The organism is Burkholderia anthina (assembly GCF_902498995.1).
Lineage (GTDB): Bacteria > Pseudomonadota > Gammaproteobacteria > Burkholderiales > Burkholderiaceae > Burkholderia > Burkholderia anthina.
Map to the genome: position 1 here is coordinate 381,745 of NZ_CABVLY010000003.1, position 25,418 is coordinate 407,162.

The 25,418-nt window shown below is 67.9% G+C and carries 21 protein-coding genes; 14 read left to right on the forward strand and 7 right to left on the reverse strand.

The features are described from left to right. Positions 1-145: 145 nt before the first annotated feature. Positions 146-892 carry a glucose 1-dehydrogenase gene (locus BME24068_RS06915; RefSeq protein WP_096506888.1) on the forward strand — a complete coding sequence of 249 codons (747 nt, stop codon included), beginning with the start codon at positions 146-148 and terminating at the stop codon, positions 890-892. A gap of 22 nt (positions 893-914) precedes the next feature. Here the strand turns inward: BME24068_RS06915 and BME24068_RS06920 are convergent, their stop codons facing one another. The 5 genes from BME24068_RS06920 to BME24068_RS06940 all read right to left on the reverse strand — a co-directional run bounded on the left by BME24068_RS06920 (position 915) and on the right by BME24068_RS06940 (position 7,252). After that, entirely contained in the window at positions 915-1,409 is a 495-nt protein-coding gene (locus BME24068_RS06920) for a heme-degrading domain-containing protein (protein WP_174925560.1), read from the reverse strand. A 102-nt stretch (positions 1,410-1,511) separates the two neighbouring features. Then, entirely contained in the window at positions 1,512-2,330 is an 819-nt protein-coding gene (gene iolB / locus BME24068_RS06925) for a 5-deoxy-glucuronate isomerase (RefSeq protein ID WP_174925561.1), read from the reverse strand. A 43-nt stretch (positions 2,331-2,373) separates the two neighbouring features. Beyond that, positions 2,374-3,303: a myo-inosose-2 dehydratase gene (gene iolE / locus BME24068_RS06930; protein WP_174925562.1), complete on the reverse strand. Its 930-nt coding sequence runs from the start codon at positions 3,301-3,303 to the stop codon at positions 2,374-2,376. Positions 3,304-3,363: 60 nt separating this feature from the next. Further along, positions 3,364-5,247: a 3D-(3,5/4)-trihydroxycyclohexane-1,2-dione acylhydrolase (decyclizing) gene (gene iolD / locus BME24068_RS06935; protein WP_174925563.1), complete on the reverse strand. Its 1,884-nt coding sequence runs from the start codon at positions 5,245-5,247 to the stop codon at positions 3,364-3,366. A gap of 46 nt (positions 5,248-5,293) precedes the next feature. Continuing rightward, positions 5,294-7,252, reverse strand: coding sequence for a bifunctional 5-dehydro-2-deoxygluconokinase/5-dehydro-2-deoxyphosphogluconate aldolase (locus BME24068_RS06940; RefSeq protein ID WP_174925564.1), 1,959 nt, complete (start codon positions 7,250-7,252; stop codon positions 5,294-5,296). A gap of 308 nt (positions 7,253-7,560) precedes the next feature. Here BME24068_RS06940 and BME24068_RS06945 point away from each other — a divergent pair, with 308 nt between their 5' ends. The 13 genes from BME24068_RS06945 (at position 7,561) to BME24068_RS07005 (ending at position 21,461) form a co-directional block, all read left to right on the forward strand. Then, complete coding sequence (locus BME24068_RS06945; RefSeq protein ID WP_096506882.1) at positions 7,561-8,487, forward strand: sugar ABC transporter substrate-binding protein; 927 nt, start codon at positions 7,561-7,563, stop codon at positions 8,485-8,487. Between the two features lie 67 nt (positions 8,488-8,554). Beyond that, entirely contained in the window at positions 8,555-10,120 is a 1,566-nt protein-coding gene (locus BME24068_RS06950; RefSeq protein ID WP_174925565.1) for a sugar ABC transporter ATP-binding protein, read from the forward strand. A gap of 27 nt (positions 10,121-10,147) precedes the next feature. Further along, the gene (locus BME24068_RS06955) at positions 10,148-11,173 is read left to right on the forward strand and encodes an ABC transporter permease (protein ID WP_096506880.1); all 1,026 of its coding nucleotides are present in this window, start codon (positions 10,148-10,150) and stop codon (positions 11,171-11,173) included. 103 nt (positions 11,174-11,276) lie between these two features. Continuing rightward, on the forward strand, positions 11,277-12,290 hold the full coding sequence (gene iolG, locus BME24068_RS06960; protein ID WP_174925566.1) for a bifunctional inositol 2-dehydrogenase/D-chiro-inositol 1-dehydrogenase: 1,014 nt from the start codon (positions 11,277-11,279) through the stop codon (positions 12,288-12,290). Between the two features lie 59 nt (positions 12,291-12,349). After that, on the forward strand, positions 12,350-12,688 hold the full coding sequence (locus BME24068_RS06965; RefSeq protein WP_174925567.1) for a hypothetical protein: 339 nt from the start codon (positions 12,350-12,352) through the stop codon (positions 12,686-12,688). A 65-nt stretch (positions 12,689-12,753) separates the two neighbouring features. Then, positions 12,754-13,926, forward strand: a complete 1,173-nt coding sequence (locus BME24068_RS06970) for a Gfo/Idh/MocA family protein (RefSeq protein ID WP_174925568.1) — start codon at positions 12,754-12,756, stop codon at positions 13,924-13,926. A 271-nt stretch (positions 13,927-14,197) separates the two neighbouring features. Then, positions 14,198-15,082, forward strand: coding sequence for a MurR/RpiR family transcriptional regulator (locus BME24068_RS06975; protein ID WP_096506877.1), 885 nt, complete (start codon positions 14,198-14,200; stop codon positions 15,080-15,082). 112 nt (positions 15,083-15,194) lie between these two features. Beyond that, positions 15,195-15,422, forward strand: a complete 228-nt coding sequence (locus BME24068_RS06980; protein ID WP_006753156.1) for a sulfurtransferase TusA family protein — start codon at positions 15,195-15,197, stop codon at positions 15,420-15,422. A 227-nt stretch (positions 15,423-15,649) separates the two neighbouring features. Next, positions 15,650-16,087 carry a peptidase gene (locus tag BME24068_RS06985; protein WP_096506876.1) on the forward strand — a complete coding sequence of 146 codons (438 nt, stop codon included), beginning with the start codon at positions 15,650-15,652 and terminating at the stop codon, positions 16,085-16,087. 265 nt (positions 16,088-16,352) lie between these two features. Continuing rightward, on the forward strand, positions 16,353-17,057 hold the full coding sequence (locus BME24068_RS06990; RefSeq protein ID WP_006490421.1) for a response regulator transcription factor: 705 nt from the start codon (positions 16,353-16,355) through the stop codon (positions 17,055-17,057). Continuing rightward, positions 17,054-18,412: a FecR family protein gene (locus tag BME24068_RS06995; protein ID WP_174925569.1), complete on the forward strand. Its 1,359-nt coding sequence runs from the start codon at positions 17,054-17,056 to the stop codon at positions 18,410-18,412. Before BME24068_RS06990 ends, BME24068_RS06995 begins: the two co-directional genes overlap by 4 nt. 10 nt (positions 18,413-18,422) lie before the next feature. Beyond that, a complete protein-coding gene (locus tag BME24068_RS07000; protein ID WP_174925570.1) occupies positions 18,423-20,810 on the forward strand; it encodes a CHASE2 domain-containing protein in 2,388 nt (795 codons plus the stop codon). 36 nt (positions 20,811-20,846) lie between these two features. Continuing rightward, positions 20,847-21,461, forward strand: coding sequence for a DUF4136 domain-containing protein (locus BME24068_RS07005; RefSeq protein ID WP_096506873.1), 615 nt, complete (start codon positions 20,847-20,849; stop codon positions 21,459-21,461). Between the two features lie 64 nt (positions 21,462-21,525). Here the strand turns inward: BME24068_RS07005 and galU are convergent, their stop codons facing one another. Continuing rightward, the gene (gene galU / locus BME24068_RS07010; protein WP_096506872.1) at positions 21,526-22,410 is read right to left on the reverse strand and encodes a UTP--glucose-1-phosphate uridylyltransferase GalU; all 885 of its coding nucleotides are present in this window, start codon (positions 22,408-22,410) and stop codon (positions 21,526-21,528) included. An 87-nt stretch (positions 22,411-22,497) separates the two neighbouring features. Continuing rightward, a complete protein-coding gene (locus tag BME24068_RS07015; protein ID WP_174925571.1) occupies positions 22,498-25,365 on the reverse strand; it encodes a valine--tRNA ligase in 2,868 nt (955 codons plus the stop codon). Positions 25,366-25,418 lie beyond the last annotated feature (53 nt).

A 25,418-nucleotide genomic window follows, 5' to 3' on the forward strand; every position in this document is an offset into this window, starting at 1 on the left:
GTTCGGTAGATCCCGCCAGTCAATTCGTGTCGAGCCGCTTTATCGCCGCGGCATGAATCGCCAACATTGCCAGCATGGCCGGTGCGTCGCGAAGGCGGCAACCGGTGACCATCCATCGAAGGTCTTCCGACTGAGGAAAGAAATCATGAGCAAGTTGGCAAACAAGGTAGCGATCGTCACGGGCGCATCGAAGGGGATCGGCGCCGCGATCGCCCGGGCGTTGGCCGCGGAAGGCGCGTCGGTCGTCGTCAACTACGCGAGCAGCAAGGCCGGTGCGGAGGCGGTCGTGAGCGCGATCGTCGAGGCGGGCGGCCGCGCGGTCGCAGTCGGCGGCGACGTGTCGAAGGCAGCGGACGCGCAGCGCATCGTCGATACCGCGATCGACACCTATGGCCGTCTGGACGTGCTGGTCAACAATTCCGGTGTGTACGAATTCGCGCCGATCGAAGCGATCACCGAAGAACACTATCGCCGGCAGTTCGACACGAACGTGTTCGGCGTGCTGCTGACGACGCAGGCCGCCGTCAAGCATCTCGGCGAAGGGGCGAGCATCATCAACATCAGCTCGGTGGTGACGAGCGTCACGCCGCCCGCGAGCGCCGTGTACAGCGGCACCAAGGGCGCGGTCGACGCGATCACCGGCGTGCTCGCGCTCGAACTCGGCCCGCGCAAGATTCGCGTGAACGCGATCAACCCGGGCATGGTCGTGACCGAAGGTACGCACAGCGCGGGCATCATCGGTTCGGATCTCGACAAGCAGGTGCGCAGCGAGACGCCGCTCGGCCGCCTCGGCGAACCGGACGACATCGCGTCGATCGCCGTGTTCCTCGCCTCGGACGATGCGCGCTGGCTGACCGGCGAGCGCATCGTCGCGAGCGGCGGGCTGCGCTGATCCGGCGAGCCGGCGTGTGCGCCTACGCGATCATCGCGAGCGCGTTCGCGCCGACGTGCCATCGCAGGCTTTCGACGACGAGCGCATGATCGCGTGCGTCGTCGAGCCCCGCGATCGTCATCGCGCCGACGATTCCGCCTCCGGTAATCCGCAGCGGCACGCCGCCGCCGTCGAGCGCATAGTCGTCGTCCGACAATCCCTGCGACTGCAGCGACCAGCCGGCGCGGTGAAACCGCACGCCGACTTCGAGCGAACTGAGACCGAAACGGAACACCGTGTTCTGCCGGCGGCGGATCGCGTCGCTGTCGCCTGCGCGGCTGCCGTCGAGCGCGCAGTAGAAGAGCGGTGACGCCGCGCCGACGATGCCGACCGCGATCGGCAGCCCGCGTCGCGACGCCAGGTTGATCGCGATGTCGCCGAGCCGGCGCGCGACGTCGGCATCGAAGCGCGGCAGCTTCGGGGCCGACGGACCGTCGCCGGAAGTCCGGGGCGGGATGTGCGGGAAGGGCGTTGCCATGTCAGCTCCGGGTCGTCGCAACAGCGGCTTGCGCGCGTGTGCTGCGTCGCGCGCCGGCCGTCGATCGTTCAGCGTTTCAGCACAACTCGGCATGCCGATGCTTCAGCGCCCGGGTGCCGCATCGAGCATCCATTCATGCGCGGGATCGTTCCTGAACGCCCATGCGCGGCTCGGCCCGGCCATCACGTTCAGGTAGTACAAGTTGTAGCCGTGCGGCGCGACCACCGGGTGATAGCCGCGCGGCACCATCACGACGTCGCGGTTCTCGACCGCGCACGCTTCGTCGAGGCTGCGATCGTCTGTGTACACGCGCTGGAACGCGAAGCCCTGCGGCGGATCGATCCGGTGGTAATAGGTTTCCTCGAGCGAGGTTTCGTCGGGCGCCGCGTCGCGATCGTGCTTGTGCGGCGGATAGCTGCTCGAATGGCTCGCGGGCGTCACCACTTCGACGACGAGCAGCCGGTCGGCCGCCGGGTTGTCGCCCATCAGGATGTCGCATACGTAGCGCGTGTTGGTGCCTTGCCCGCGCACGGCGCGGCGCATCCGCTCGCCGTCGAGGCGCTGCACGCGCTTGTCGCCGCTCGCGTAAGGCGCGGTGCACAGCGCGACTTCCGCATCGCGCGTCGCGACCAGCGTGACGGTCTTGCCGCCCGGCACGTACAGCGCGTCGGGCGACACCTCTTCGAATACGCTGTCGCGCTTGCCGAGCGCATCGTGGGTCTCGCCGTCGACCTCGGCGCGCACGGTGCCGGTGAGCACGACGACGCACAGCTCGCGCGTGCCGGTATCGACCGTTTCAGTGTCGCCGGCCGCGAGGCGCAGCGCGCGAAAGCCGACATGCTTCCAGCCGGCCGATTCCGGCGTGACGTTGCAGATTTCGCGCTCAGGCGACGCTTTGACCAGCAGGGGAGAAATCGTCATGAAGTGGGGCTCCGCAATGGGGTGACAGCGGGGGTGACGGGGCTCACGCGCTCAACCGGTCGACGATCGCGCGCAGCGACTCGTAACCCTTCTTCGCATACTGATAGCTCGGCGCGACGGCCGGGTCCTGCTCGGCCTCGACGACGAGCCAGCCTTCGTAGCCGGCGTCCTTCAGCGTGCGCAGCGTCGCTTCGTAGTCGAGCGCGCCGTCGCCCGGCACCGTGAAGGTGCCGTTGATCACGCCGTTCAGGAAGCTCCAGCCGCCGTTGCGCGCCTGCGTGACGACCTGCGGACGCACGTCCTTGCAGTGCACGTGCACGACGCGCGACACGTGCTTCTTCAGCAGCGCGACCGGATCGGCCGCGCCGCCGAAATACGCGTGGCCCGTGTCGAACAGCAGGAACACCTTCGCGGGGTCGGTCAGCGCCATCAGCCGGTCGACGTCGTCAGGCGATTCGACGTACGCGCCCATGTGATGATGGTAGGCGAGCTTGATGCCGTACGTATCGAGCAGATGCGCGCCGAACGCGTTCAGGCGTGCCGCGTAGCGCCGCCACGTGTCGTCGTCGACGAAGCGCGGCCGCTTCGCGACCGGCGTATCGATGCTGCCCTGGATCGTGCCCGCGCATTCGCCGTACACGACCACCTTCACGTCGTTGTACTGCAGCTTCGTCATGTGCGCGCGGCAGCGTTCGATCTCGGCGGCGAGCGCGGCGTCGTCGCTCATTCCCGGCCCGACTTCCGCCAGGAATCCGGAATACCAGCCCGACACGCACACGAGCCCGAATTCCGCGAGCTTCGCCTTCAGCTCGGGGCCCGTCTTCGGAAACTTGTTGCCGAGCTCGAAGCCCGCGTAGCCGATTTCGGCGCCTTCCTTCAGCGCCGTCTCGAGCGGCGTCTCGCCGCCGAGCGACGGCAGGTCGTCGTTCATCCACGACAGGGGATTGATACCGATGCGAACGTTCCAGCTCATGACGCGCTTCCTTGGGTCGAATGGTGTGGTGGCGAGGCGGGCAGGGCGGCGCGATACGGGTCAGCGCCGCTGCCGGGTCTTTTCGTCGAGATACGTCCGGTGCGCGCGTTCGACGCCGGCGCGCGCGGACACCTGCGGCACCGCGACTTCCCACCACGCGCCGCCGTCTTCGGTCGTGCGCGCGTGCGTCGTGTCGATCACGAGTACCTGGCTCGTCTTCGCCGCGCGTGCGCGCTTCATCTCGCTGCGCAGTTCGGCGACGTCGCGCACGTGCACGGCTTCGGCGCCCATCGCGCGCGCGTGCATCGCGAAGTCGATCGTCGAGCGTTCGCCGCCTTCCGGCACGCAGTCGTCGAGCATATTGTTGAAGCTCGCGCCGCCGCAATTCAGCTGCAGCCGCTCGATGCAGCCGTAGCCGCGGTTGTCGAGGATCACGACGATGATCTTGCGGCCGAGCATCACGGAGGTCGCAAGTTCGGCGTTGAGCATCATGTACGAGCCGTCGCCGACGATCACGATCACCTCGCGCTCGGGCCGCGCGAGCTTCGCGCCGAGGCCGCCCGCGACTTCGTAGCCCATGCACGAATACGCGTAGTCCATGTGATAGTTGCCCGGCACGCCGCTGCGCCACAGCTTGTGCAGTTCGGCCGGCAGCGTGCCGGCCGCGCACACGACGAGATCGTCGCGCGCGCTGTCGCGGCCGGCGTCGACGGCCGAATCGCGCACCGCGCCGATCACTTCCGCGTCGTACGGCAGCGTGTCCGTCGGGATGCGTGTCGTCAGGTCGGTCACGCGCGCGTTCCACGCGGCGGCCTGGTCGCGGTTCGCGGCCGTCCACGCCGGTTCCGCCTGCCAGCCGGCGAGGGCGGCCGACAGCTGGCCAAGGCCCGTGCGCGCATCGGCGATCAATTGCCGGCCGCGCTTCTTGCCCGCATCGAACGGCTGCACGTTCAGGCTCAGCAGCGTCGCGCGGCCGAACAGCGCGTGCGAGCCGGTCGTGAAGTCCTGCAGGCGCGTGCCGACCGCGAACACCACGTCGGCCTGCGCGGCCGCGCGGTTCGCGGCAGGCGAGCCCGTCACGCCGATCGACCCGAGGTTCAGCGGGTGATCCCACGCGAGGCTGCCCTTGCCGGCCTGCGACTCGGCGACCGGCACGCCGTGCGTGTCGGCGAACGCGCGCAGCGCGTCCCACGCGTGGCTGTACAGCACGCCGCCGCCGGCGACGATCAGCGGTTTCTTCGCGGTCTTCAGCACGTCGACGGCATCGGCGAGTTCGAGCGCGTCGGCCGGCGGCCGGCGCATCCGGATCACCGGCGGCGCGAAGAAGTCCTCGGGCCAGTCGTAGGCGAAGGTCTGCACGTCCTGCGGCAGCGCGAGACACACCGGGCCGCACTGCGCGGGATCGGTCATCACCTGGATCGCGCGCGGCAGCGCGACGAGCAACTGCTCGGGCGACGTGATCCGGTCGAAGTAGCGCGTGACGGGCCGGAAGCAGTCGTTCGCGCTGACGTCGCCCTGTTCGAAATCCTCGACCTGCTGCAGCACCGGGTCGGGCAGCCGCGACACGAACACGTCGCCGGGCAGCAGCAACAGCGGCAGCCGGCCGACGTGCGCGAGCGCGGCGGAAGTCAGCATGTTGGTCGCGCCGGGGCCGATGCTCGACGTCGCGGCCATCATCCGCTGGCGGAAGTTGGCCTTCGCGAACGCGACGGCCGCGTTCGCCATCCCTTGCTCGTTGTGCGCGCGGAACGTCGGCAGCCGGTCCTGTTCGGCCTGCAGCGCTTCGCCGAGCCCGGCCACGTTGCCGTGGCCGAAGATCGCGAACACGCCGCCGCAGTACGGCAGGATCTCGGTGCGGCCGTCGGGCTGGACGACTTCGGCGCGCAGGGCGGCCAGGTAGCGCACGAGGGCCTGGCTGACGGTCAGTCTTACGGTGGTGGTCATCGTCTGTCGATCAGGAAGAGTCGGTGGGTCATCACGGGCGCGGGCATCAGGCTGCTGCGGCCGCGCGCGCGGCGGCGCGGCGGCCGAGCCACGCATCGACAAGCTGCGCGAAATTGCCGGCGACTTCGTCGATCAGCGCCTGGTCGTCGATCTGGCCGGCGAGCCATTGGAGCGACGCGTCGGCCCACAGCGTGCGCCCGACCATGAAGCCCTTGACGATCGGGTCGGTCGCCGAACGGAAGCTGTCGACGAGATACTGCAGCGGCTGGTTCAGCCCGAGGATCACCGCGCCGCGGCAGTGCGGGTCGCGCTCGGCCACCAGCGCGGCGAGCCGCGCCCAGCCGTCGGCGCTCATCGGCGCGAGCTTCCACCACTCGGGCTTCACGCCGAGGTTGTAGAAGCGCGCGACCGTGCGCAGCACCGCGTCGTCCTCGGTGCCGGCCGGCGTGACCGCGCGCGGCGGAATGATTTCCAGCAGCAACTCGTTGCCGCTCGCGCGCGTCGCTTCCCACAGCTCCATCACACGCTGCTCCTGCGCGACGCGCAGGTCGACGTCGTCGTCGGGGTGGTAGTGGACGAGGCACTTCACGACCTGCTCGGTCGGCCAGTGCGTGAGCGCCGAGCCGACCGAGCGCGTATCGTCGAAACACAGCGGCCGCGAGCCGGGCAGCTCGACCGGGCGGCCGACCCACCAGCCGCGCCCGGTCGCCGACGCGAGCGCGTCGCTGCCGTAGGCGCCGCCGTCGATCAGCACGCCGACGTGGCCTTCGATATGACGATCGCGCTCGACCTGTTCGGCCGCGCGCACGAGCAGGCGCTTGAGCGTCTTGATCCGCGCTTCGTCCGCGCCGGCCTGCACCGCGAGTTCGTAGAACTGGCTGCGATGGTCGAACGCCATCACGCACAGGTCGTTCCATTCGCGGCGCGGCACCGTCACGCGATGCAGGTGCGCGAGCGTGCGATCGGCGTCCACCTGCGGATTGCGGCTGCCGCCGAACCAGTGAGCGAGCTCGTCCGGCGTCGGCATCGCGGCCGAGCATGCGTGACGCGACACGACGATCGCGCCGCATGCATTCGCGATGCGTGTCGATTCGGCCCAGTCGCGCCCGCGCAGCAGCCCGGACAACAGGCCCGACAGGAACGCATCGCCCGCGCCGAGCACGTTCAGCACGTCGACGCGTTCGCCGTGGAAGGTCGGCGCATCGTCGATGCGCGCCGGGATGTCGCCCTCGATCACGCAGCAGCCGAGCGCGCCGCGCTTGACCACCAGTGCGGCGCTGCTCGCGCGGCGCACCGCCTGCAGCGACGCGATCAGGTCGTGCGGCACGCCGCCCGCGATCAGGAATTCCTCTTCGGTGCCGACCAGCAGGTCGAATTCGCCGAGCACCTGCTGCAATTGCCGCGTGACCTGCGCATCCGGCACATAGCGGTTCTCGCCGGCGCCGCGCGCGGTCAGCCCCCACAGCACGGGCCGGTAGTCGATGTCGAGGATCCGCACGACGCCGTGGCGGCGCGCATACGCCAATGCCGTCAGCGACGCCTCGCGCGTGGCCGGCGTCGACAGATGGGTGCCGGTGATCGCGAGCGCGCGGCAGCCGGCGATGAAGTCCTCGCGGATCTCGTCGGCGCGCACGGCCATGTCCGCGCAGTTCTCGCGTACGAACAGCAGCGGGAACGTATCGCGATCCTTCAGCCCGAGCAGCACCAGCGCGGTCAGCCGTTCCGGATCGGTCTGCAGCTGGCTCGTGTCGCAGCCTTCGCGCTCGAGCGTCTCGCGCACGAAGCGGCCCATCTGCTCGTCGCCGACGCGCGAAATCATCGCGGTCTTCAGCCCGAGCCGGGCGACGCCGAACGCGACGTTGCCCGACGAGCCGCCGAGATACATCTGGAAGCTGCGCGCGTCCTCCAGGCGGCTGCCGTACTGCTGCGCGTAAAGATCCACGGCGACGCGGCCGAGGCAGGCGAGATCGATGGGGCGGTCAGGCGGAAAGTTCAACGGGCTCATATCACGTATCACGCTCGCGGCCGGCACGTCGACCCTGCCGGCAGATTAGGGGACCGATCCAGTGACGGTGCTGCGTCACCTGTGCGGCGCGACGCGGGATCGCCTGCCGCAAGGAGTCGGGCTACGGAACGGAGTCTAGACTTTTTGGAAATCCAGTTCCCTAGGTGAAATCACGTAGAAATAAATTTCCAAATTCTCGAGGAAGTGATCTACAGTTTCATCCGGATGCTTCAGTCCGTATCGGACTCGGCCCGGCGGCGCGCAACGCGCCGCTTTCCGCCCCCCGGAGATGAGGAGACAGAGTGATCATGAAGACCAAGCTGATGGCCGCCGCGGCTGCCACGATCCTGGCGATGCCGCTCGCGCATGCCGAGAAGATCGGCGTGACGATGGCATCGTTCGACGACACGTTCCTGACGATCCTGCGCAACAGCATCAGCGATGCCGCGAAGAAGGACGGCGCGACCGTGCAGATCGAGGACGGCGGCAACGACGTCGGCAAGCAGTTGAGCCAGGTCCAGAACATGATCGCGCAGAAGGTCGACGCGATCATCGTGAACGCGGTCGACACCGACGCGACGCCGAAGATCACGAAGATGGTGACCGCGGCGAAGATTCCGCTCGTCTACGTGAACCGCAAGCCGGTCGATTTCGACAAGCTGCCGGCCGGCGTCGCGGTGGTCGCGTCCGACGAAAAGCAGTCGGGCACGCTGCAGGCGCGCCAGGTGTGCAAGCTGCTCGGCGGCAAGGGCGGCATCCTCGTGCTGATGGGCGAGCTGTCCAACGAGTCGGCGCGTGCGCGCACCAAGGACATCGAGGACGTGATCGCGACGAAGGACTGCTCCGGCATGACGATCGTCGACAAGCGCGAAGGCAAGTGGAGCCGCACGCAGGGCCAGGACATCACGATGAACTGGCTGAGCTCCGGGATGAAGTTCGACGCGATCGTGTCGAACAACGACGAGATGGCGATCGGCGCGATCAACGCGTTGAAGGCGGCGCGCAAGTGGACGCCGAAGACGGTCGTTGCCGGCATCGACGCGACGCCGGACGGGCTCGCGTCGATGAAGAGCGGCGACCTGAAGGTGTCCGTGTACCAGAACGCGGCCGGGCAGGGTGAGCAGGCCGTCGCGGCCGCGCTCAAGCTCGCGAAGAAGCAGCCCGTCGACCGTTACGTGAACGTGCCGTTCGAGCTCGTCACGCCCGAGAACATGAACCAGTACGCCAAGCACTGACCGGCTTTTCCGCTGAACTGCGCGGCCCGGCGCGTCCGGGTTCGCGTGTGACTTTCGAGGAACGTCCATGTTTACAGCCAGGATGGCGCGCTCGATGGCCAGCGATGACGCGCCGGCCGCGTCGTTCGCCGCGCCCGGTGCGTCCGTTTCCGATTGCCTGCTCGAGGTGCGCGGCGTCGGCAAGTCGTTTCCCGGCGTCGTCGCGCTCGACGGCGTGCAGTTCCGTGTGCGCCGCGGCACCGTTCACGCGCTGATGGGCGAGAACGGCGCGGGCAAGTCGACGCTGATGAAGATCATCGCGGGCGTCTATACGCCCGACAAGGGCGAGATCCTGATCAAGGGCGCGCCCGTCACGCTGAACGGGCCGCTCGACGCGCTCGACCGCGGCATCGCGATGATCCACCAGGAACTCAACCTGATGCCGTACATGACGGTCGCGGAGAACATCTGGATCCGCCGCGAGCCGAAGAACCGTTTCGGCCTGATCGATCACGCCGAACTGCGCCGCCGCACCGCCGCGCTGTTCGAGCGGCTGTCGATCGACATCGACCCGGAAGCCGACGTGCGCACGCTGACGGTCGCGAGCCGCCAGATGGTCGAGATCGCGAAGGCCGTGTCGTTCGACTCGGACGTGCTGATCATGGACGAGCCGACTTCCGCGCTGACCGACAAGGAGGTCACGCACCTGTTCCGGATCATTCGCCAGCTGCGCGAGCAGGGCAAGGGCATCGTCTACATCACGCACAAGATGAACGAGCTGTTCGAGATCGCCGACGAGTTCTCGGTGTTCCGCGACGGCAAGTACATCGGCACGCACGCATCGACCGACGTCACGCGCGACGACATCATCCGGATGATGGTCGGCCGCGAGATCACGCAGATGTTCCCGAAGGAGGCGGTGCCGATCGGCGAGGTCGTGCTGGCGGTGAAGAACCTCGGCGTCGACGGCGTGTTCCGCGACGTGAGCTTCGAGCTGCGCGCGGGCGAGATCCTCGGCGTCGCGGGCCTCGTCGGCTCGGGGCGCTCGAACGTCGCCGAGGCGCTGTTCGGTGTCGTGCCGGCCACGTCCGGCGAGATCCTGATCGACGGCAAGCCGGTGCGGATCGCCACGCCCGCGCAGGCGATGAAGCACGGGATGGCGTTCCTGACCGAAGACCGCAAGGACACCGGCTGCTTCCTGAATCTCGACCTGCTCGCGAACATGGAAGCGGCGGTGCTCAGCAACCGCTACGTGAAGTTCAACTTCGTGCAGCAGGCGCAGCTCAGGCGCGACTGCGAGGCAATGAGCCGGATGCTGCGCGTGAAGACGCCGGGGCTGCACGAGGAAATCCAGAACCTGTCGGGCGGCAACCAGCAGAAGGTGCTGATCGGCCGCTGGCTGTTGACGCAGCCGCGCATCCTGATCCTCGACGAACCGACGCGCGGCATCGACGTCGGCGCGAAAGCCGAGATTCACCGGCTCGTCAGCGCGCTCGCCGGCAAGGGTGTCGCAGTCCTGATGATCTCGTCGGAGATGCCGGAGGTGCTCGGCATGAGCGACCGCGTGATGGTGATGCACGAAGGCCGCATGACCGGGATCGTCGAGCGCAAGGACGCCGACCAGGTCCGCATCATGGATCTCGCGTCGCGTTGAGCCGAAACAAGCATGGAGACAACTGAAATGGGCAATCTGAATCCGGTCGCGGACGCGCAGTCCATGACGATCAAGACGCGGCACGCCAAATGGCCGCCCGAACTGAGCATCTTTCTCGTGCTGGTGGGCATCAGCCTGTTCTTCGAGGTGATCGGCTGGGTCGTGGTCGGCCAGAGCTTCCTGTTCAACGCGGAGCGGCTCGAAATCATCGTGCTGCAGATGGCCGTGATCGGCATCATCGCGGTCGGCGTGAACCTCGTGATCATCACGAGCGGGATCGACCTGTCGTCGGGGTCGGTCGTCGCGGCCGCCGCCGTCGTGTCGGCCAGCCTCGCGCAGGTGTCGGATTTTCCGCGCGCGGTGTTCCCGCACCTGACCGACCTGCCGATCATCTGGCCGGTGCTGGCCGGCGTGTGCGTCGGGCTGCTGGTGGGCCTGCTGAACGGGTCGCTGATCGCGCTGACGGGCATCCCGCCGTTCATCGCGACGCTCGGCACGATGGTCGCCGCGCGCGGCTTCGCGAAGTGGTTCACCAACGGGATGCCGGTGTCGATGCTGACCGACCAGTTCGCGGCGATCGGCGCGGGCGCGAACCCGGTGATCATCTTCCTGGTGGTGGCGGCGATCTTCCACGTCGTGCTGCGCTACACGCGCTTCGGCAAGTACACGTATGCGATCGGCGCGAACCGCCATGCGGCCGTCGTGTCGGGCATCAACGTCACGCGTCACCTGGTGTTCGTCTACGCGATCGCCGGCCTCCTGAGCGGGATCGCGGGCACCGTGACGGCCGCGCGCGCGATCTCCGGCCAGTCGGGCATGGGCGTGATGTACGAGCTCGATGCGATCGCGGCGGTCGTGATCGGCGGCACGTCGCTGTCGGGCGGCCTCGGGCGCGTGACGGGCACCGTGATCGGCGTGCTGATCCTCGGCGTGATGACGTCGGGCTTCACCTTCATCCGGATCGACGCGTACTACCAGGAGATGGTCAAGGGCGCGATCATCGTCGCGGCCGTGATCGCCGACCAGTATCGCAACAAGAAGACGCGCCGCTGAGCGCCGGCTGCCGGTTTCGCGATCGGCGGCGGTGCACGGACGCATGACTGGCGAGCGCGGCACGGGCCGCGCCGCTGATGAACGAAAGACTGGAGATATCCGGATGACCTTGCAAATCGGCGTGATCGGCTGCGGCGCGATCGGCCAGGACCATATTCGCAGGCTGACGCGCACGCTGTCCGGCGCGCGCGTGGTGGCCGTCACCGACATCGATGCGCAGCAGGCGCGCGACGCGGTGACGAAATACGCGCTCGACGCGGAAATCCATGGCGACGGCCATGAAGTGATCGCGGCGGCCGATGTGCAGGCCGTGCTCGTCACGTCGTGGGGGCCGACGCACGAAGCGTTCGTGCTCGATGCGATCGCGCACGGCAAGCCGGTGTTCTGCGAGAAACCGCTCGCGGTGACGGCCGACGGCTGCATGCGGATCGTCGAGGCCGAGCGCGCGCACGGCAAGCGGCTGGTGCAGGTCGGCTTCATGCGTCCGTACGACGAAGGCTATCGCGCGCTCAAGCGCGTGATCGACAGCGGCGAGATCGGCGCGCCGCTGATGCTGCATTGCGCGCACCGCAACCAGTCGGTCGGCGAGCGCTACACCACCGACATGGCGATCACCGATACGCTGATCCACGAACTCGACGTGTTGCGCTGGCTGCTCGGCGAGGACTATGCGAGCGCGCAGGTCGTCTACCCGAAGAAGACGCGTCACGCGAGCGCGCATCTCGCCGATCCGCAGATCGTGCTGCTCGAAACCGCGAGCGGCGTGCGCATCGACGTGGAGATCTTCGTCAACTGCCAGTACGGCTACGACATCCAGTGCGAGGTGGTCGGCGAGAACGGCATCGCCAAGCTGCCCGATCCGCCGGCCGTCGGCCTCAAGCATGCGGCGCGGCGATCGGTCGAGATCATGACCGACTGGAAGGAGCGCTTCATTGCATCGTACGACGTCGAGCTGCAGGCGTTTATCGACGGCGTGCGGCAGGGTGCGCTCACCGGTCCGTCCGCGTGGGACGGCTACGCGGCGGCGGTCGCGGCCGACGCCTGCGTGCGCGCCCAGCAGAGCGGGGCGGTCGAGCCGGTCGCGATGGCCGAACGTCCCGCGTTCTATCGCGGCTGAATCGTGGCCGCGTCGCCATGCCCGCGGCCGCGTGCCGCCTTCCCGCCGGACTGACCGACATGACGATGAAGATTGGCTGCACGCCCTGCTGCTGGGGCGTCGACGACGTGAACAACCCGCACCTGCCGCCGTGGCGGCACGTGCTCGCCGAAGCCGCGCAGGCCGGCTACTCGGGCATCGAGCTCGGGTCGTACGGCTATATCCCGCTCGCGCGCGGCGTGATGTGCCCGATCGGCACCGGCGCGCTCGACTACCCGTCGATCCGCCGCGCGCGCGACGATATCGGCTATGCCGGCTACATCACGATCGAACAGGCGCGCGATCCGCGCAACGCCGGCACGAGCCTGCGCGATGTCGCGGCGAGCCGCGCGTTTCTCGCGTCGGCCGGTTTCGCTTGAGCGAGCGGCCGTCTGGATCTCTGAATACCTGAACACATGAAGACGAACCGGGAACACGAACAATCATGATCGACGGACAGATTCTGCTGGGACATTCGATTCCCTGGGGCATGGTCGGCGGCGGCCTCGGCAGCCAGATCGGCTACAGCCACCGGTCGGCCGCGCTGCGCGACGGCAGCTTCCGGCTGGTCGCCGGCGCGTTCGACATCGATGCTGAACGCGGCCGCCAGTTCGGCGTGAAGCTCGGCGTCGACGCCGCGCGCTGCTATGCCGACTACCGGACGATGTTCGAGGCCGAGGCGAGCCGCGCGGACGGCATCCGCGCGGTATCGATCGCGACGCCGAACAACACGCACTTCGAGATCTGCCGCGCCGCGCTGAACGCCGGGCTGCACGTGGTCTGCGAGAAACCGCTGTGCTTCACGACCGAGGAGGCCGAAACGCTGCAGCGTCTGTCGGTCGAGAAGAACCGGATCGTCGGCGTCGCATACGGCTATTCCGGCCACCAGATGATCGAGCAGGCGCGCGAGATGATCGCGCGCGGCGATCTCGGCGAGATCCGCATCGTGCAGATGCAGTTCGCGCACGGCTTTCACAGCGAAGGCGTCGAGGCCGCGAGCGCGGCCGCGCGCTGGCGCGTCGATCCGAAATTCGCGGGGCCGAGCTACGTGCTCGGCGACATCGGCACGCATCCGCTGTACATCTCGGAAGTGATGGCGCCGGCGCTGAAGATCCGCCGGCTGATGTGTTCGCGGCAGAGCTTCGTGAAAAGCCGCGCGCCGCTCGAGGACAACGCGTTCACGATCATGGAATACGACACCGGCGCGATCGGCTACGTCTGGTCGAGCGCGGTGAACGCGGGCTCGATGCACGGGCAGAAGGTGCGCGTGATCGGCTCGAAGGCGAGCGTCGAATGGTGGGACGAGCATCCGAACCAGTTGCGCTACGAGATCCAGGGGCAGCCCGCGCAGGTGCTCGATCGCGGGATGGGGTATCTGCATCCGGAGGCGTTGCGCGAGGACCGCATCGGCGCCGGGCATCCGGAAGGGCTGTTCGAAGCGTGGTCGAACCTCTATGCACGCTTCGCGCTCGCGATGGATGCGGCCGATCGCGGCGACGCCGATGCGCTGAAGCACATCCGCTATCCGGACGTCCATGCGGGCGTCGAGGGCGTGCGCTGGGTCGAGCACTGCGTGCGTTCGGCCGACGCGGGCGGCGTGTGGATCGACTATCGTTGAGCATCGCAGGCCGGCGCGGCGCGTCGAGGGCCGGGCGCCGGCCTCGGTACACACCCTAATCTTTACGGCGTTGCAAGGCCGTTGGAAAATTGTTTCCGGCATTGCAGTGGAGCGTCGGCAGGTGATGATCGAGCGCGTGGGAGCGAGCGTGCGGCACGGGCCGTGCCGCAAACGTGATTAAATTCGCCCTTCATGCATGTTTCCAGGTGAGTCCCGGGCCGCGTCGGTCAGTATCGCGCGCGCACCGGGGCCGTCAACTTCGCGCTATCCGATGAGTTCATCCGAGAAACCTCCCGCCACCGTCGAGCAATTCCTGCAGCATCTGACGCAGGAGTACGACGGTCTCAGCAATCGCCTGAAGGTGATTGCGCGTCACGTGGAAACGCATCGGGACCAGCTGGGGCTGGAAGGCATCCAGTCGCTCGCGGAGGCGTGCGGCGTCCAGCCGTCGGCCGTCGTGCGGTTCGCGAAGCATTTCGGCTTCTCCGGCTTCTCCGAAATGCAGCGGCTGTTCCGCGAAGGGCTCGCGCAGCAGATCGCACCGGGCCGCGCGTACAACCTGCGGCTGCGCGACGTGATCGAATCGGGCTCGTCGAGCCTGCAGCCCGAGCAGATCGCCGACGAATTCATCAAGGGCAGCATTGCCGGGATGCAGCAGTTGCGGCAGACGCTCGACCCGCAGGCGCTCGCGCAGGCCGTCGACCTGCTCGCCGACACGCAGGCGATCTGGATCGCGGGCTCGCGCCGCGCCTTTCCGATCGCCGTCTATCTCGACTACGCGCTGCAGCACACCGACAAGCGCATCGGGCTGTTCAGCGCGCTCGGCAGCATGCATCTCGGGCAGATCCGCTCGGTGCGCGAGGGCGACGTGATGATCGTGATCTCGTTCATGCCGTATGCGGAAGAGACCGTGCAGGTCGCGCAGCAGGCCGTGCAGCGCGGCGCGCGCCTGATCGCGATCACGGACAGCCGGATGAGCCCGCTCGCGCGCGAGGCCGAGGTGACGCTGATGGTGCAGGAGAGCGCGACGTTCGGATTCCGTGCGCTGACCGCGACGATGGGCCTCGCGCAGAGCCTGTTCGTCGCGCTCGCGTACCGGCTCGAGCTGTCGTACCTGCCGACGGCCGACGGCGCGCACGGCACGAAGACCGGCTGACGCCGGTCTTTCGTTTGCCTTCCGCCCGCGCGGGCAGGCGTGCCCGCGCTGCGGTAAAATCGCCGCTTCCTCCCGCGCCTCGTGTGGCGCGTCATTCGAAGGTCGACAGCCGATGCAGATTCACAAGGAAGTGGACGCGCGCGGGCTCAATTGCCCGTTGCCGATCCTGCGCGCCAAGAAAGCGCTCGCCGATATGGAGAGCGGGCAGATCCTCAAGGTGCTCGCGACCGATCCCGGCTCGCAGCGCGATTTCGCCGCGTTCGCGAAGCAGACGGGCAACGAGATCGTCGAAGTGACGACCCAGGACAAGACCTTCGTATTCCTGATGCGCCGCCGCTGACGGCTCGCATCACGCGCCCCGTGCGGCACCCGGCCGGCCTCGATGCCCGGCCGTACCCCGGAAGCCCCGGCCGCCTCTGACAATTCTTAAACCTCGTTGTGCAACCTGCTGCGTATACTGACCCGGCCGGTCGTCCGCACTCGACGGATGCGCCGGCCACGGTACGTCATACGGGGCGGGCTCGGGGGCCATGCCTGACGCTGCCGTCGTACAAACGGGGAGAGGACATGTCCTTCAGACCAGGGACCATTCGAAGTCCGTCCGCGGCGGAATGCATTGCGCCCGCACGCGCGGCGGGGTTGAGCCGGATCGAGCTCGACCCGCAACGGGATCGCCACGCGCGTGCCGCGCTGGAGGCGTATGCCGATTCGGCGGCAGCCGAGATGCCGTGGCTGGCCGAATCGCTCGACGAGCGGTTGCGCGACGCCGCGCAGCATGACGGCTCGGGCTTCACGTATTGCAATGCGACGGTCGAGCGGGTGTTCGATCTCGCGCAGGCATGGGCGGCCAGCCAGCCCGACTATGCGGCGACGGCGTGGGAGCGCGTGCGTACCCAGCTGGCGCGCATGCTGACGCAGCCGGCACCGCGCCAGCCGGCGTTGCGGCGGCGCGCGGCGGCCGGCGATCTGGCCGAGCCGGTGGCCGGCATGGCCGGTGCGGACTAGGCGAGCGACCGCGCAACGGAAGGATTATTCGAAGGAAGTGCCGTAGTGCGCGCAATTTCTTGGCGGATTTCATACTACTATGATGAAATCGCCGGTTCGTCCATGCCCCGTTTTTGAGATATTTTGCCGGGGGCGCCGTATCGCGCCCGTTGCGCGGCGGCAAACGACGGCTCCCGGCCGATGTCGGAAGCCGCGCGCGTGCCGCGCGGCGAGTGGAGTGCACGGGGCTGTTACAGGACGAATCGATTTCGATTTGCGGGGTGCTATGAGAATTGCTGTACTGGATGACGATCCGGCCCAGACGGATTTCGTCAGTCAAACGCTGACGGCCGTCGGCCATACGTGCTATGCGTTCAAGGAAGGCAAGGCCCTGAAGAAGCGTCTGCAGCGCGAGACGTTCGATCTGCTGGTGCTCGACTGGAACGTGCCGGACATGTCCGGCGAGGAAGTGCTCAAGTGGGTGCGCGCCAACCAGACCGAGCACAGCCTGCCGATCATCTTCATGACGAGCCGTGACGACGAGGCGGGGATCACGCAGATCCTGAACGCCGGCGCCGACGATTACGTGGTCAAGCCCGTGTCGGGCCCGATCCTGCGCGCGCGCATCGGCTCGCTGCTGCGCCGTGCGTATCCGGTCAACGCCGAGGCGACGGTGCGCGAATTCGACCAGTTCCGCTTCGACGTGAACCTGAAGCAGGCCTACGTCGGCGACAAGGCCGTGAGCCTGACGCAGAAGGAATTCGAGCTCGCGCTGCTGCTGTTCCAGCACCTCGACCGGCCGCTGTCGCGCGCGCACATCCTCGACCTCGTCTGGAAGCAGGCGACCGACATCCCGTCGCGCACGATGGATACGCACATCTCGATGCTGCGCACGAAGCTCGGCCTGCGCCCGGAGAACGGCTATCGCCTCGCGCCGATCTACGGCTACGGCTACCGGCTCGAACGGGTCGGCCAGGGGGAACCGGAGTGACCACGCGAATCACGCAGCGCACGGCCACCGTGCGCACGGCGGCGCTGCGCGCGGCTTGCGCGGTCGCGTTTGCGTTCGCGGCACAGCACGCCGGCGCGCAGCCGCCGGCTGCCGCGGGCAAGATGGTCGTCTACCGCACGCATGCCGGCGACACGCTGTACGACGTCGCCGCGCGCTACCTGCAGGGTCCGGACGACTGGCAACTGCTGCAGCGGATCAACGGCGTGCCTGCGCCGAAGCACCTGCAGCCCGGCGTCGCGCTGAAGCTGCCCGCGGCCCGGCTGCGCAAGGAAAAGCTGACCGCGCGCGTCGTCGCGGTGCAGGGCACGGCCGAACGCGCGTCTGGCGATACCTACGCGCCGCTCGCCGACGATGCAACGCTCGCCGAAGGCGACCGCGTGCGCACGGGCCCGAACGGGTTTCTGACGCTCGAACTGGCCGACGGCACCCACATGAGCCTGCCGCCCGACAGCCAGCTCGACCTGAAGACGCTGCGCCGCACCGTGCTGACCGGCACGCTCGACCGCGAGTTCGAGCTCACGCGCGGCTCGGTCGACAGCGAAGTCACGCATTTGAAGAAGCGCGACGACCGCTTCCAGATCCGGTCGCCGTCGGTCGTGGCCGGCGTGCGCGGCACGCGGTTCCGCGTGAACTACGACGCGTCCGGTAACGAGTCGACGCGCGTCGAAGTGCTCGACGGCACCGTCGGCGTCGCGGGCAAGCGGCAGCCGGATCCGACGCTCGTGCATGCGAACTTCGGCAGCGTCGCGACGGCGTCCGGTGCGGTCGGCGCGCCGGTCCAGCTGCTGCCGGCGCCGGCGCTCGCGCATCCCGACAAGGTGCAGGACGAGCCCGACGTATCGTTCGAGATCGAGCCGCAGGCCGATGCGCACGCGTATCGGCTGCAGCTCGCGCACGACGCGGGGATGCTCGACCTGTTCCGCGAAACGCGCACCGATTCGCCGCGCGCGGTGTTCCGCGACGTGCCGAACGGCACGTATTTCGTGCGGGTCGCCGCGATCGACGCCAACGGCCTCGAAGGCGTGCCGCGCACCTACGCGTTCGAACGGCGCCAGATGGGGCTCGACGCGAGCGCGTCGCCCGGCGCCGCCGGCTACGAATTCCGCTGGTCGCCGAACGGTTCGGGCAAGGATGCGCGCTACCGGTTCGTGCTGTCGCGCGCGAAGGACCTGAGCGCGCCGGTCGTCGACCAGGTCGGCTTGCAGGCACGCACGATCACGATCGCGCACCTGCCGCCCGGCGACTACTACTGGGCGGTGACGGTCGAGGAGTTCGAGGGCGGCAAGTTCTATCAGAAGACGAGTCCGGTCGGCGCGTTCACGTTGTCGCGCTGATCCGCGACGCATGAAACCCGACTCCGTTTCTCCGCGGCGGCGCCTCGGCCGCCGCTTTCTGATCGAGTGGATCGCGATCGGCTGCCTCGGCGTCGCGGTGATTCTCGGGTGCGCGCTCGACCGGATGTCGTCGAGCGTCGACGGGCTGATCTACGACCGGCTGCTGATGCTGCGCAGCCTGCCGCTGTCGCCCGACGTCGTCGTGGTCGATATCGACAACCAGAGCGTGTCGGCGCTCGGCCGCTGGCCGTGGCCGCGCAGCATTCATGCGCGGCTGCTCGACACGCTGGCGCGCGCGCAGCCCGCGGCCGTCGTCTACGACGTGCTGTTTACCGAGCCGTCGGCCGAAGACCGCACGTTCGCGGACGCGATGTCCCGCGTGCCGACCTTCCTGCCCGTGCTGCTGAGCCCCGAGCAGGCCGACGGCACGCGCACGGTCGATCCGCCGGTGGCGGAGCTCGCGGCGCGTGCGATGGGGCTCGGCCACATCAATCTCGAAGTCGATCCCGACGGCATCGTGCGCAGCGTCGCGCTGTTCGAAAGCGACGGCCGCGCGCGCTGGCCGCAACTGATGGTGCCCGTGTACCGCGCGATCCAGGCCGGCCGGCTGCATCCGGCTGGCGGCGCGCCGGGCCCGAGCGCGCACGACCTGTCGCGCGATGCGGCGGGCGAAGGCCGTTACCTGATCCCGTTCAGCCGCAATACGCCGGCGTATCCGACGCTGTCGTTCGACGACGTGCTCGAAGGGCGCGTGAAACCCGACGCGCTGCGCGGCAAGATCGTCGTCGTCGGCGTGACGGCGTCCGGGCTCTACGACCGCTTCGCGACGCCGGTGTCCGGCGATTTCGGCCCGCTCGCCGGCGTGTACATCCATGCCAACGTGCTCGACATGCTGACGACCGGCAGCGCGATCTCGCCCGCGTCGCGCGCGGGGATCTTTGCCGCGTCGCTGCTGCCGCTCGCCGTGCTGCTGGGCGGTTTCCTGATGCTGTCGCCCTGGCGCGCGCTGCTGCTGACGCTCAGCCTGGCCGTGCTGGCCGTGGTCGCGAGCATGGCGTTGCTGTTCGAGGCGCGCGTGTGGCTGTCGCCCGCGCCCGCGATCTTCGGGCTGATCGCCGTATACCCGATCTGGAACTGGCGGCGCCTTGAAATGACGATGTCGTACCTGCGCCGCGAACTGCAGCGGCTCGCCGACGAGCCGCACCTGCTGCCCGAGGCGCCGCGCACGCGCAGCGTCGGCGGCGACGTGCTCGAACGCCAGATGGCGCTGATGGCGCAGGCCGCGCAGCGCGTGCAGGACATGAAGCGCTTCGTGTGGGACAGCCTCGACAGCATGCCCGAGCCGATCTTCGTCACCGATCTGGCCGGTACCGTGCTGATCGCGAACCACGCGGCGAAGCGCTACGGGGCGCGGCTCTCGCTGCCGTTGCCGGAAGGGCGGCCGCTGCGCGCGGCGCTCGGCGAGCTGATCTTCATGAAGACCGTCGACGGCAACCCCGAGCACGATGTCGCGATCCGCGAGCACTGGCCGGCCGCGCTCGACCCGACGCTCGAGGCCGAACACGACGCGATGGCGCGCGGCATCGAGGTGCGCGATCGCGACGGACTCGACCATCTGTTACGCTACGCCGCGTGTACGAACGCGCAGGGCCGCGTGACGGGCTGGATCGCCGGCCTCGTCGACGTGACGGAACTGCACGCGGCCGAGCGTCAGCGCGAGGAGGCGCTGCACCTGCTGTCGCACGACATGCGCTCGCCGCAGTCGTCGATCCTCGCGCTGGTCGAGATCGAGCGCGACCGCGTCGAATCGGACACGATGCGCGAGCTGCTTGCGCGGATCGAGCGCTATGCGCATCGCGCGCTGTCGCTTGCCGACGAGTTCGTGCAGCTGGCGCGCGCGGAGTCGCAGGTGTACCAGCTCGAAGCGACGAGCCTCGTGGACGTGCTGATCGACGCGAGCGACGAGGTCTGGCCGCAGGCGCAGGCCAAGCGCATCCGCATCGATACCGACGTCGGCACCGACATGTGCTGGATGCGCGCCGACCGCTCGCTGATCACGCGCGCGTTCGTCAACGTGTTGAACAATGCGGTCAAATACAGTCCGTCCGACACGGTGATCACGTGTACGCTGACGGTTGAGCACGCATCGAAGCGGATGTTCTGTACGATTCGCGATCAGGGGTACGGCATTGCGCCGGAAGATCAGCGGCATCTGTTCGAGCGTTTCAAGCGGTTCCATGCCGGCGAGCGGCCCGAGATTTCGGGTTCCGGACTCGGCATGGCGTTCGTGAAGACGGTCGTGACGCGCCACGGCGGCAGCGTGACGGTCGACAGCGAAGTGGGGGTGGGCACCGCGGTGACGGTGTCGCTGCCCGCGATCGACGAGCCGTCCGCCTGACAGGGCCGGGCACGACGGCAGCATTTGGGGAAAGTCATGAGAAAGGAATGGGCAGCGACCGCGCTGGCGGCGTCGCTGTTGACGGGTTGCGCTGGCGTCACGACCGGCGTGAGCGCGCTCGGGCAGCCGAACGCGTTCGCATCCGGTGCGCACGGTTACGATTTCGTCCGCACGGCCGCTCAGGCCGGCGATCCCGAATACGGGCGGATCGAGACGCTCGTGCGCGATGAGCTCGCGCGCCGCGGCTTCGACGCGCAGTCGACGAAGGACGCGCGCTACCGGCTGTCGATCGCATACGCCACGCAACCGGCGTCGGTCGCGGCCACCGCCGAGCGCTGCGGCGCCGCGAGCAGTGCGTGCGTGACCGTCGACGGGCCGGCGCCGTTCGCGCTGCCGTTCGTGGGCAAGGTGTATCGCCACGTGCTGACGCTGCGTTTCGTCGATGCGAAGTCGGGGGCCGATGTCTATCGCGTGTCGGCGTCGCTGCGCGACCGCGAACCGGGCACGCAGGAGGCCGCGCCGGCGCTCGTGACGAGCGCGCTCGCGAAGGTGCCGTTCGAGCCGGGCAACGGCTGGCTGGTCAAGACGAAAAAAGACGACGCGGGCGCAATGCCGGGCGTCGTCTCGGTGAAGCCGGCCGCCGCGCACTGACGCGGCGGCCGTAACAGGAACGAGGGCAGGCCCGCCGCGCAGGCGAGGCCGGCCCGTGCCGCGTTCAGGCGGCCGGTTGCCCGTTGCCGCGCGTGCGCAGGTACGCGTCGAACTCGGTGCCGACTTCCGGGTGGCGCAGCGCGAATTCGACCGTCGCCTTCAGGTAGCCCAGCTTGCTGCCGCAGTCGTAGCGCGTGCCCTGATACTTGTAGGCCAGCACCTGCTCGTCGGCGAGCAGCGCCTGGATCGCGTCGGTGAGCTGCAACTCGCCGCCCGCGCCCGGCTTCAGCGCGCGCAGGTGCTCGAAGATCCGCGGCTTGAGCACGTAACGGCCGACCACGCCGAGATTCGACGGCGCGACTTCCGGCGCGGGCTTTTCGATGATCGCCGACATCTTGACGATCGACTCTTCCCACTCCTTGCCGTCGACGATCCCGTACGACTTCGTTTCCGACGGCGGGATCTCTTCCACGCCGATCACCGAGCTGTGATAGTGGTCGAACACGTCGACCATCTGCTTCATCACGGGCGGATTGCCGTCGAGCAGGTCGTCGGCGAGGATCACCGCGAACGGGTTGTCGGCCACGAGCTTTTCCGCGCACAGCACCGCATGGCCGAGGCCCAGCGCTTCGGGCTGACGGACGTAGAAGCAGTCGACGTGGCTCGGCTTGATGCTGCGCACGAGCTCGAGCAGCTTCTCCTTGCCGCGTGCCTCGAGTTCAGCCTCGACCTCGTACGACTTGTCGAAGTGATCCTCGATCGCGCGCTTGCTGCGCCCGGTCACGAAGATCATCTCGGTGATGCCCGCGGCGATCGCTTCCTCGACCGCGTACTGGATCAGCGGCTTATCGACGACCGGCAGCATTTCCTTCGGGCTCGCCTTCGTTGCCGGCAGGAACCGCGTGCCGAGGCCGGCAACGGGGAATACCGCCTTGGTGACTTTCAACATGATCGAACCTTTATTCCTGTAATCGGCTTGTCAGACAGTCCATGTTCACGTCCCCATTATAGTGAACGCAAATGACCTTACCGTTTGTTACGCAGGCAACCGATCGAGCTGCGCGCGCAGCTTGTCCAGCGTGCTCTGGAAATCGGCGACGCGCTTTTGCTCCTGTTCGACCACGGCCGGCGGCGCTTTCGCGACGAAAGCCTCGTTGCCGAGCTTCGCATTGCACTTCGCGATCTCGCCCGTCAGACGCGCGATTTCCTTCGACAGGCGCTCGCGTTCGGCCGCGACGTCGATTTCGACCTTCAGCACCAGCTTGTTCGGGCCGACGATCGCGATCGGTGCGCCATGCGCTTCCTTGTCGAGCGTCGCTTCGTCCGCGAGGATCTGCACTTCCGACAGGCGGGCGAGGGCCTGGACGTACGGCGCGAACGAGCGCAGGCGTTCGCCATCGCCGGCCGCGAGCAGCGGCACCTTGGTCGCCGGCGACAGGTTCATCTCGCCGCGCAGGTTGCGGCATGCGTCGACGATCGCCTTCAGGTCGGCCGCCCACTGTTCGGACGCCTCGTCGATCTTCTGCAGGTTCGCGACCGGATACGCCTGTGTCATCAGCGACGCTTCGCCTTCCGCCTTGCCTGGCGGATAACGGCCGGCGAGCGGCGCGACCTTCTGCCAGAGCGCTTCGGTGATGAACGGGATGATCGGGTGCGCGAGGCGCAGCACCGTTTCCAGCACGCGCAGCAGCGTGCGGCGCGTGGCGCGCTGCTGTTCCGGCGTGCCGTTCTGGATCTGCACCTTCGCGAGTTCGAGGTACCAGTCGCAGTACTCGTCCCACACGAACTTGTAGATGCTGGTCGCGATGTTGTCGAAGCGGTAATCGGCGAAACCCTTCGCGACGTCGGCTTCCGTGCGCTGCAGCAGCGACACGATCCAGCGATCGGCCGCCGAGAAGTCGAGGTAGCCGCCCGGGCCGCAGTCGCCCGCGCCGCACACTTCCGGCTTGTCGCTGCCGCAGTCGTGGCCTTCGCAATTCATCAGCACGAAGCGCGTCGCGTTCCACAGCTTGTTGCAGAAGTTGCGATAGCCTTCGCAGCGCGCGAGGTCGAAGTTCACGTTGCGGCCGAGCGTCGCCATCGACGCCATCGTGAAGCGCAGCGCGTCGGCGCCGAACGCGGGAATGCCGTCCGGGAATTCCTTGCGCGTCTTCTTCTCGATGGTGGCCGCCTGCTTCGGGTTCATCAGGCCGGTGGTGCGCTTCGCGACCAGCGTCTCGAGGTCGACGCCGTCGACGATGTCGATCGGATCGAGCGTGTTGCCCTTGCTCTTCGACATCTTCTGGCCTTCGGCATCGCGCACGAGGCCGTGCATGTACACGGTGTGGAACGGCACCTTGCCCGTGAAGTGCGTCGTCATCATTACCATCCGGGCGACCCAGAAGAAGATGATGTCGAAGCCGGTGACGAGCACCGACGACGGCAGGAAGTGCTTCAGTTCGGGCGTTTCGTTCGGCCAGCCGAGCGACGAGAACGGCACCAGCGCCGACGAGAACCACGTGTCGAGCACGTCTTCGTCACGCTTGAGCGCACCCGTGTAGCCTTGCGCGTCGGCCTTCGCGCGGGCGTCTTCTTCGCTGCGCGCGACGAACACCTCGCCGTTCTCGCCGTACCACGCGGGAATCTGGTGACCCCACCACAGCTGGCGCGAGATGCACCAGTCCTGGATGTTCTCGAGCCACTGGTAGTAGGTGGTCGTCCAGTTTTCCGGCACGAACTTGATCTGGCCGTCGCGCACGACGTCGAGCGATACCTCGGTGATCGACTTGCCCGGATGGAACGTGCCTTCCGGCGCCGGCTTCGTCATCGCGACGAACCACTGGTCGGTCAGGAGCGGCTCGATCACGACGCCCGTGCGGTCGCCGCGCGGCACCATCAGCTTGTGCGGCTTCACGGAGTCGAGGAAGCCCAGCGCATCGAGGTCGGCGACGATCGCACGGCGCGCGTCGAAGCGGTCGAGGCCGCGATACTGCTCGGGGCCGTTGTCGTTGATCTTCGCGTCGAGCGTCAGGATCTCGATCGGCGCGAGTTTGTGGCGCAGGCCGACCTGGTAGTCGTTGAAGTCGTGCGCGGGCGTGACCTTCACGACGCCCGTGCCGAACTCGCGGTCGACGTAGTCGTCGGCGATCACCGGGATCTCGCGGCCCGTCAGCGGCAGCGTGACGAGCTTGCCGATCAGGTGCGCGTAGCGCTCGTCTTCCGGGTGGACCATCAGCGCGACGTCGCCGAGCATCGTCTCCGGGCGGGTGGTCGCAACCGTCAGCGAGCCCGAACCGTCGACGAGCGGGTAGCGGATGTGCCACAGGTGGCCGTTTTCCTCTTCGCTCACCACTTCGAGGTCCGACACCGCGGTGAGCAGCACCGGATCCCAGTTCACGAGGCGCTTGCCGCGGTAGATCAGCCCCTGTTCATGGAGCGTGACGAACACGTCGCGCACGGCGGCCGACATCTTGTCGTCCATCGTGAAATATTCGCGCGACCAGTCGGTCGACGCGCCGAGACGGCGCACCTGGCCGGTGATCGTCGAGCCGGACTTCTGCTTCCACTCCCACACGCGTTCGACGAACTTCTCGCGGCCGAGGTCGTGGCGCGACACGCCCTGCGCATCGAGCTGGCGCTCGACGACGATCTGCGTCGCGATCCCCGCGTGGTCGGTGCCGGGCACCCACAGCGTGTTCTCGCCGAGCATCCGGTGGTAGCGGGCGAGGCCGTCCATGATCGTCTGGTTGAACGCGTGGCCCATGTGCAGCGTGCCGGTGACGTTCGGCGGCGGCAGCTGGATCGCGAAATCGGGGCGCGCCGGATCGAATGCCGGGGCGGCATGGCCGCGTTTTTCCCACTCCGGCCCCCATTGGGACTCGATGGTGTGGGGTTCGAAACTCTTCGCAAGCGTGCTGTCGCTCATGGTTGGGAATCTGCCGAAAAATGCGTGAATTGGATGCCGAATCCGACAATTAT

Coding starts and splice junctions, on each gene's coding strand:
- BME24068_RS06915 (WP_096506888.1), top strand. CDS start 146: ATGAGCAAGTTGGCAAACAAGGTAGCGATCGTCACGGGCGCATCGAAG.
- BME24068_RS06920 (WP_174925560.1), bottom strand. CDS start 1,409: ATGGCAACGCCCTTCCCGCACATCCCGCCCCGGACTTCCGGCGACGGT.
- iolB (WP_174925561.1), bottom strand. CDS start 2,330: ATGACGATTTCTCCCCTGCTGGTCAAAGCGTCGCCTGAGCGCGAAATC.
- iolE (WP_174925562.1), bottom strand. CDS start 3,303: ATGAGCTGGAACGTTCGCATCGGTATCAATCCCCTGTCGTGGATGAAC.
- iolD (WP_174925563.1), bottom strand. CDS start 5,247: ATGACCACCACCGTAAGACTGACCGTCAGCCAGGCCCTCGTGCGCTAC.
- BME24068_RS06940 (WP_174925564.1), bottom strand. CDS start 7,252: ATGAGCCCGTTGAACTTTCCGCCTGACCGCCCCATCGATCTCGCCTGC.
- BME24068_RS06945 (WP_096506882.1), top strand. CDS start 7,561: ATGAAGACCAAGCTGATGGCCGCCGCGGCTGCCACGATCCTGGCGATG.
- BME24068_RS06950 (WP_174925565.1), top strand. CDS start 8,555: ATGTTTACAGCCAGGATGGCGCGCTCGATGGCCAGCGATGACGCGCCG.
- BME24068_RS06955 (WP_096506880.1), top strand. CDS start 10,148: ATGGGCAATCTGAATCCGGTCGCGGACGCGCAGTCCATGACGATCAAG.
- iolG (WP_174925566.1), top strand. CDS start 11,277: ATGACCTTGCAAATCGGCGTGATCGGCTGCGGCGCGATCGGCCAGGAC.
- BME24068_RS06965 (WP_174925567.1), top strand. CDS start 12,350: ATGACGATGAAGATTGGCTGCACGCCCTGCTGCTGGGGCGTCGACGAC.
- BME24068_RS06970 (WP_174925568.1), top strand. CDS start 12,754: ATGATCGACGGACAGATTCTGCTGGGACATTCGATTCCCTGGGGCATG.
- BME24068_RS06975 (WP_096506877.1), top strand. CDS start 14,198: ATGAGTTCATCCGAGAAACCTCCCGCCACCGTCGAGCAATTCCTGCAG.
- BME24068_RS06980 (WP_006753156.1), top strand. CDS start 15,195: ATGCAGATTCACAAGGAAGTGGACGCGCGCGGGCTCAATTGCCCGTTG.
- BME24068_RS06985 (WP_096506876.1), top strand. CDS start 15,650: ATGTCCTTCAGACCAGGGACCATTCGAAGTCCGTCCGCGGCGGAATGC.
- BME24068_RS06990 (WP_006490421.1), top strand. CDS start 16,353: ATGAGAATTGCTGTACTGGATGACGATCCGGCCCAGACGGATTTCGTC.
- BME24068_RS07000 (WP_174925570.1), top strand. CDS start 18,423: ATGAAACCCGACTCCGTTTCTCCGCGGCGGCGCCTCGGCCGCCGCTTT.
- BME24068_RS07005 (WP_096506873.1), top strand. CDS start 20,847: ATGAGAAAGGAATGGGCAGCGACCGCGCTGGCGGCGTCGCTGTTGACG.
- galU (WP_096506872.1), bottom strand. CDS start 22,410: ATGTTGAAAGTCACCAAGGCGGTATTCCCCGTTGCCGGCCTCGGCACG.
- BME24068_RS07015 (WP_174925571.1), bottom strand. CDS start 25,365: ATGAGCGACAGCACGCTTGCGAAGAGTTTCGAACCCCACACCATCGAG.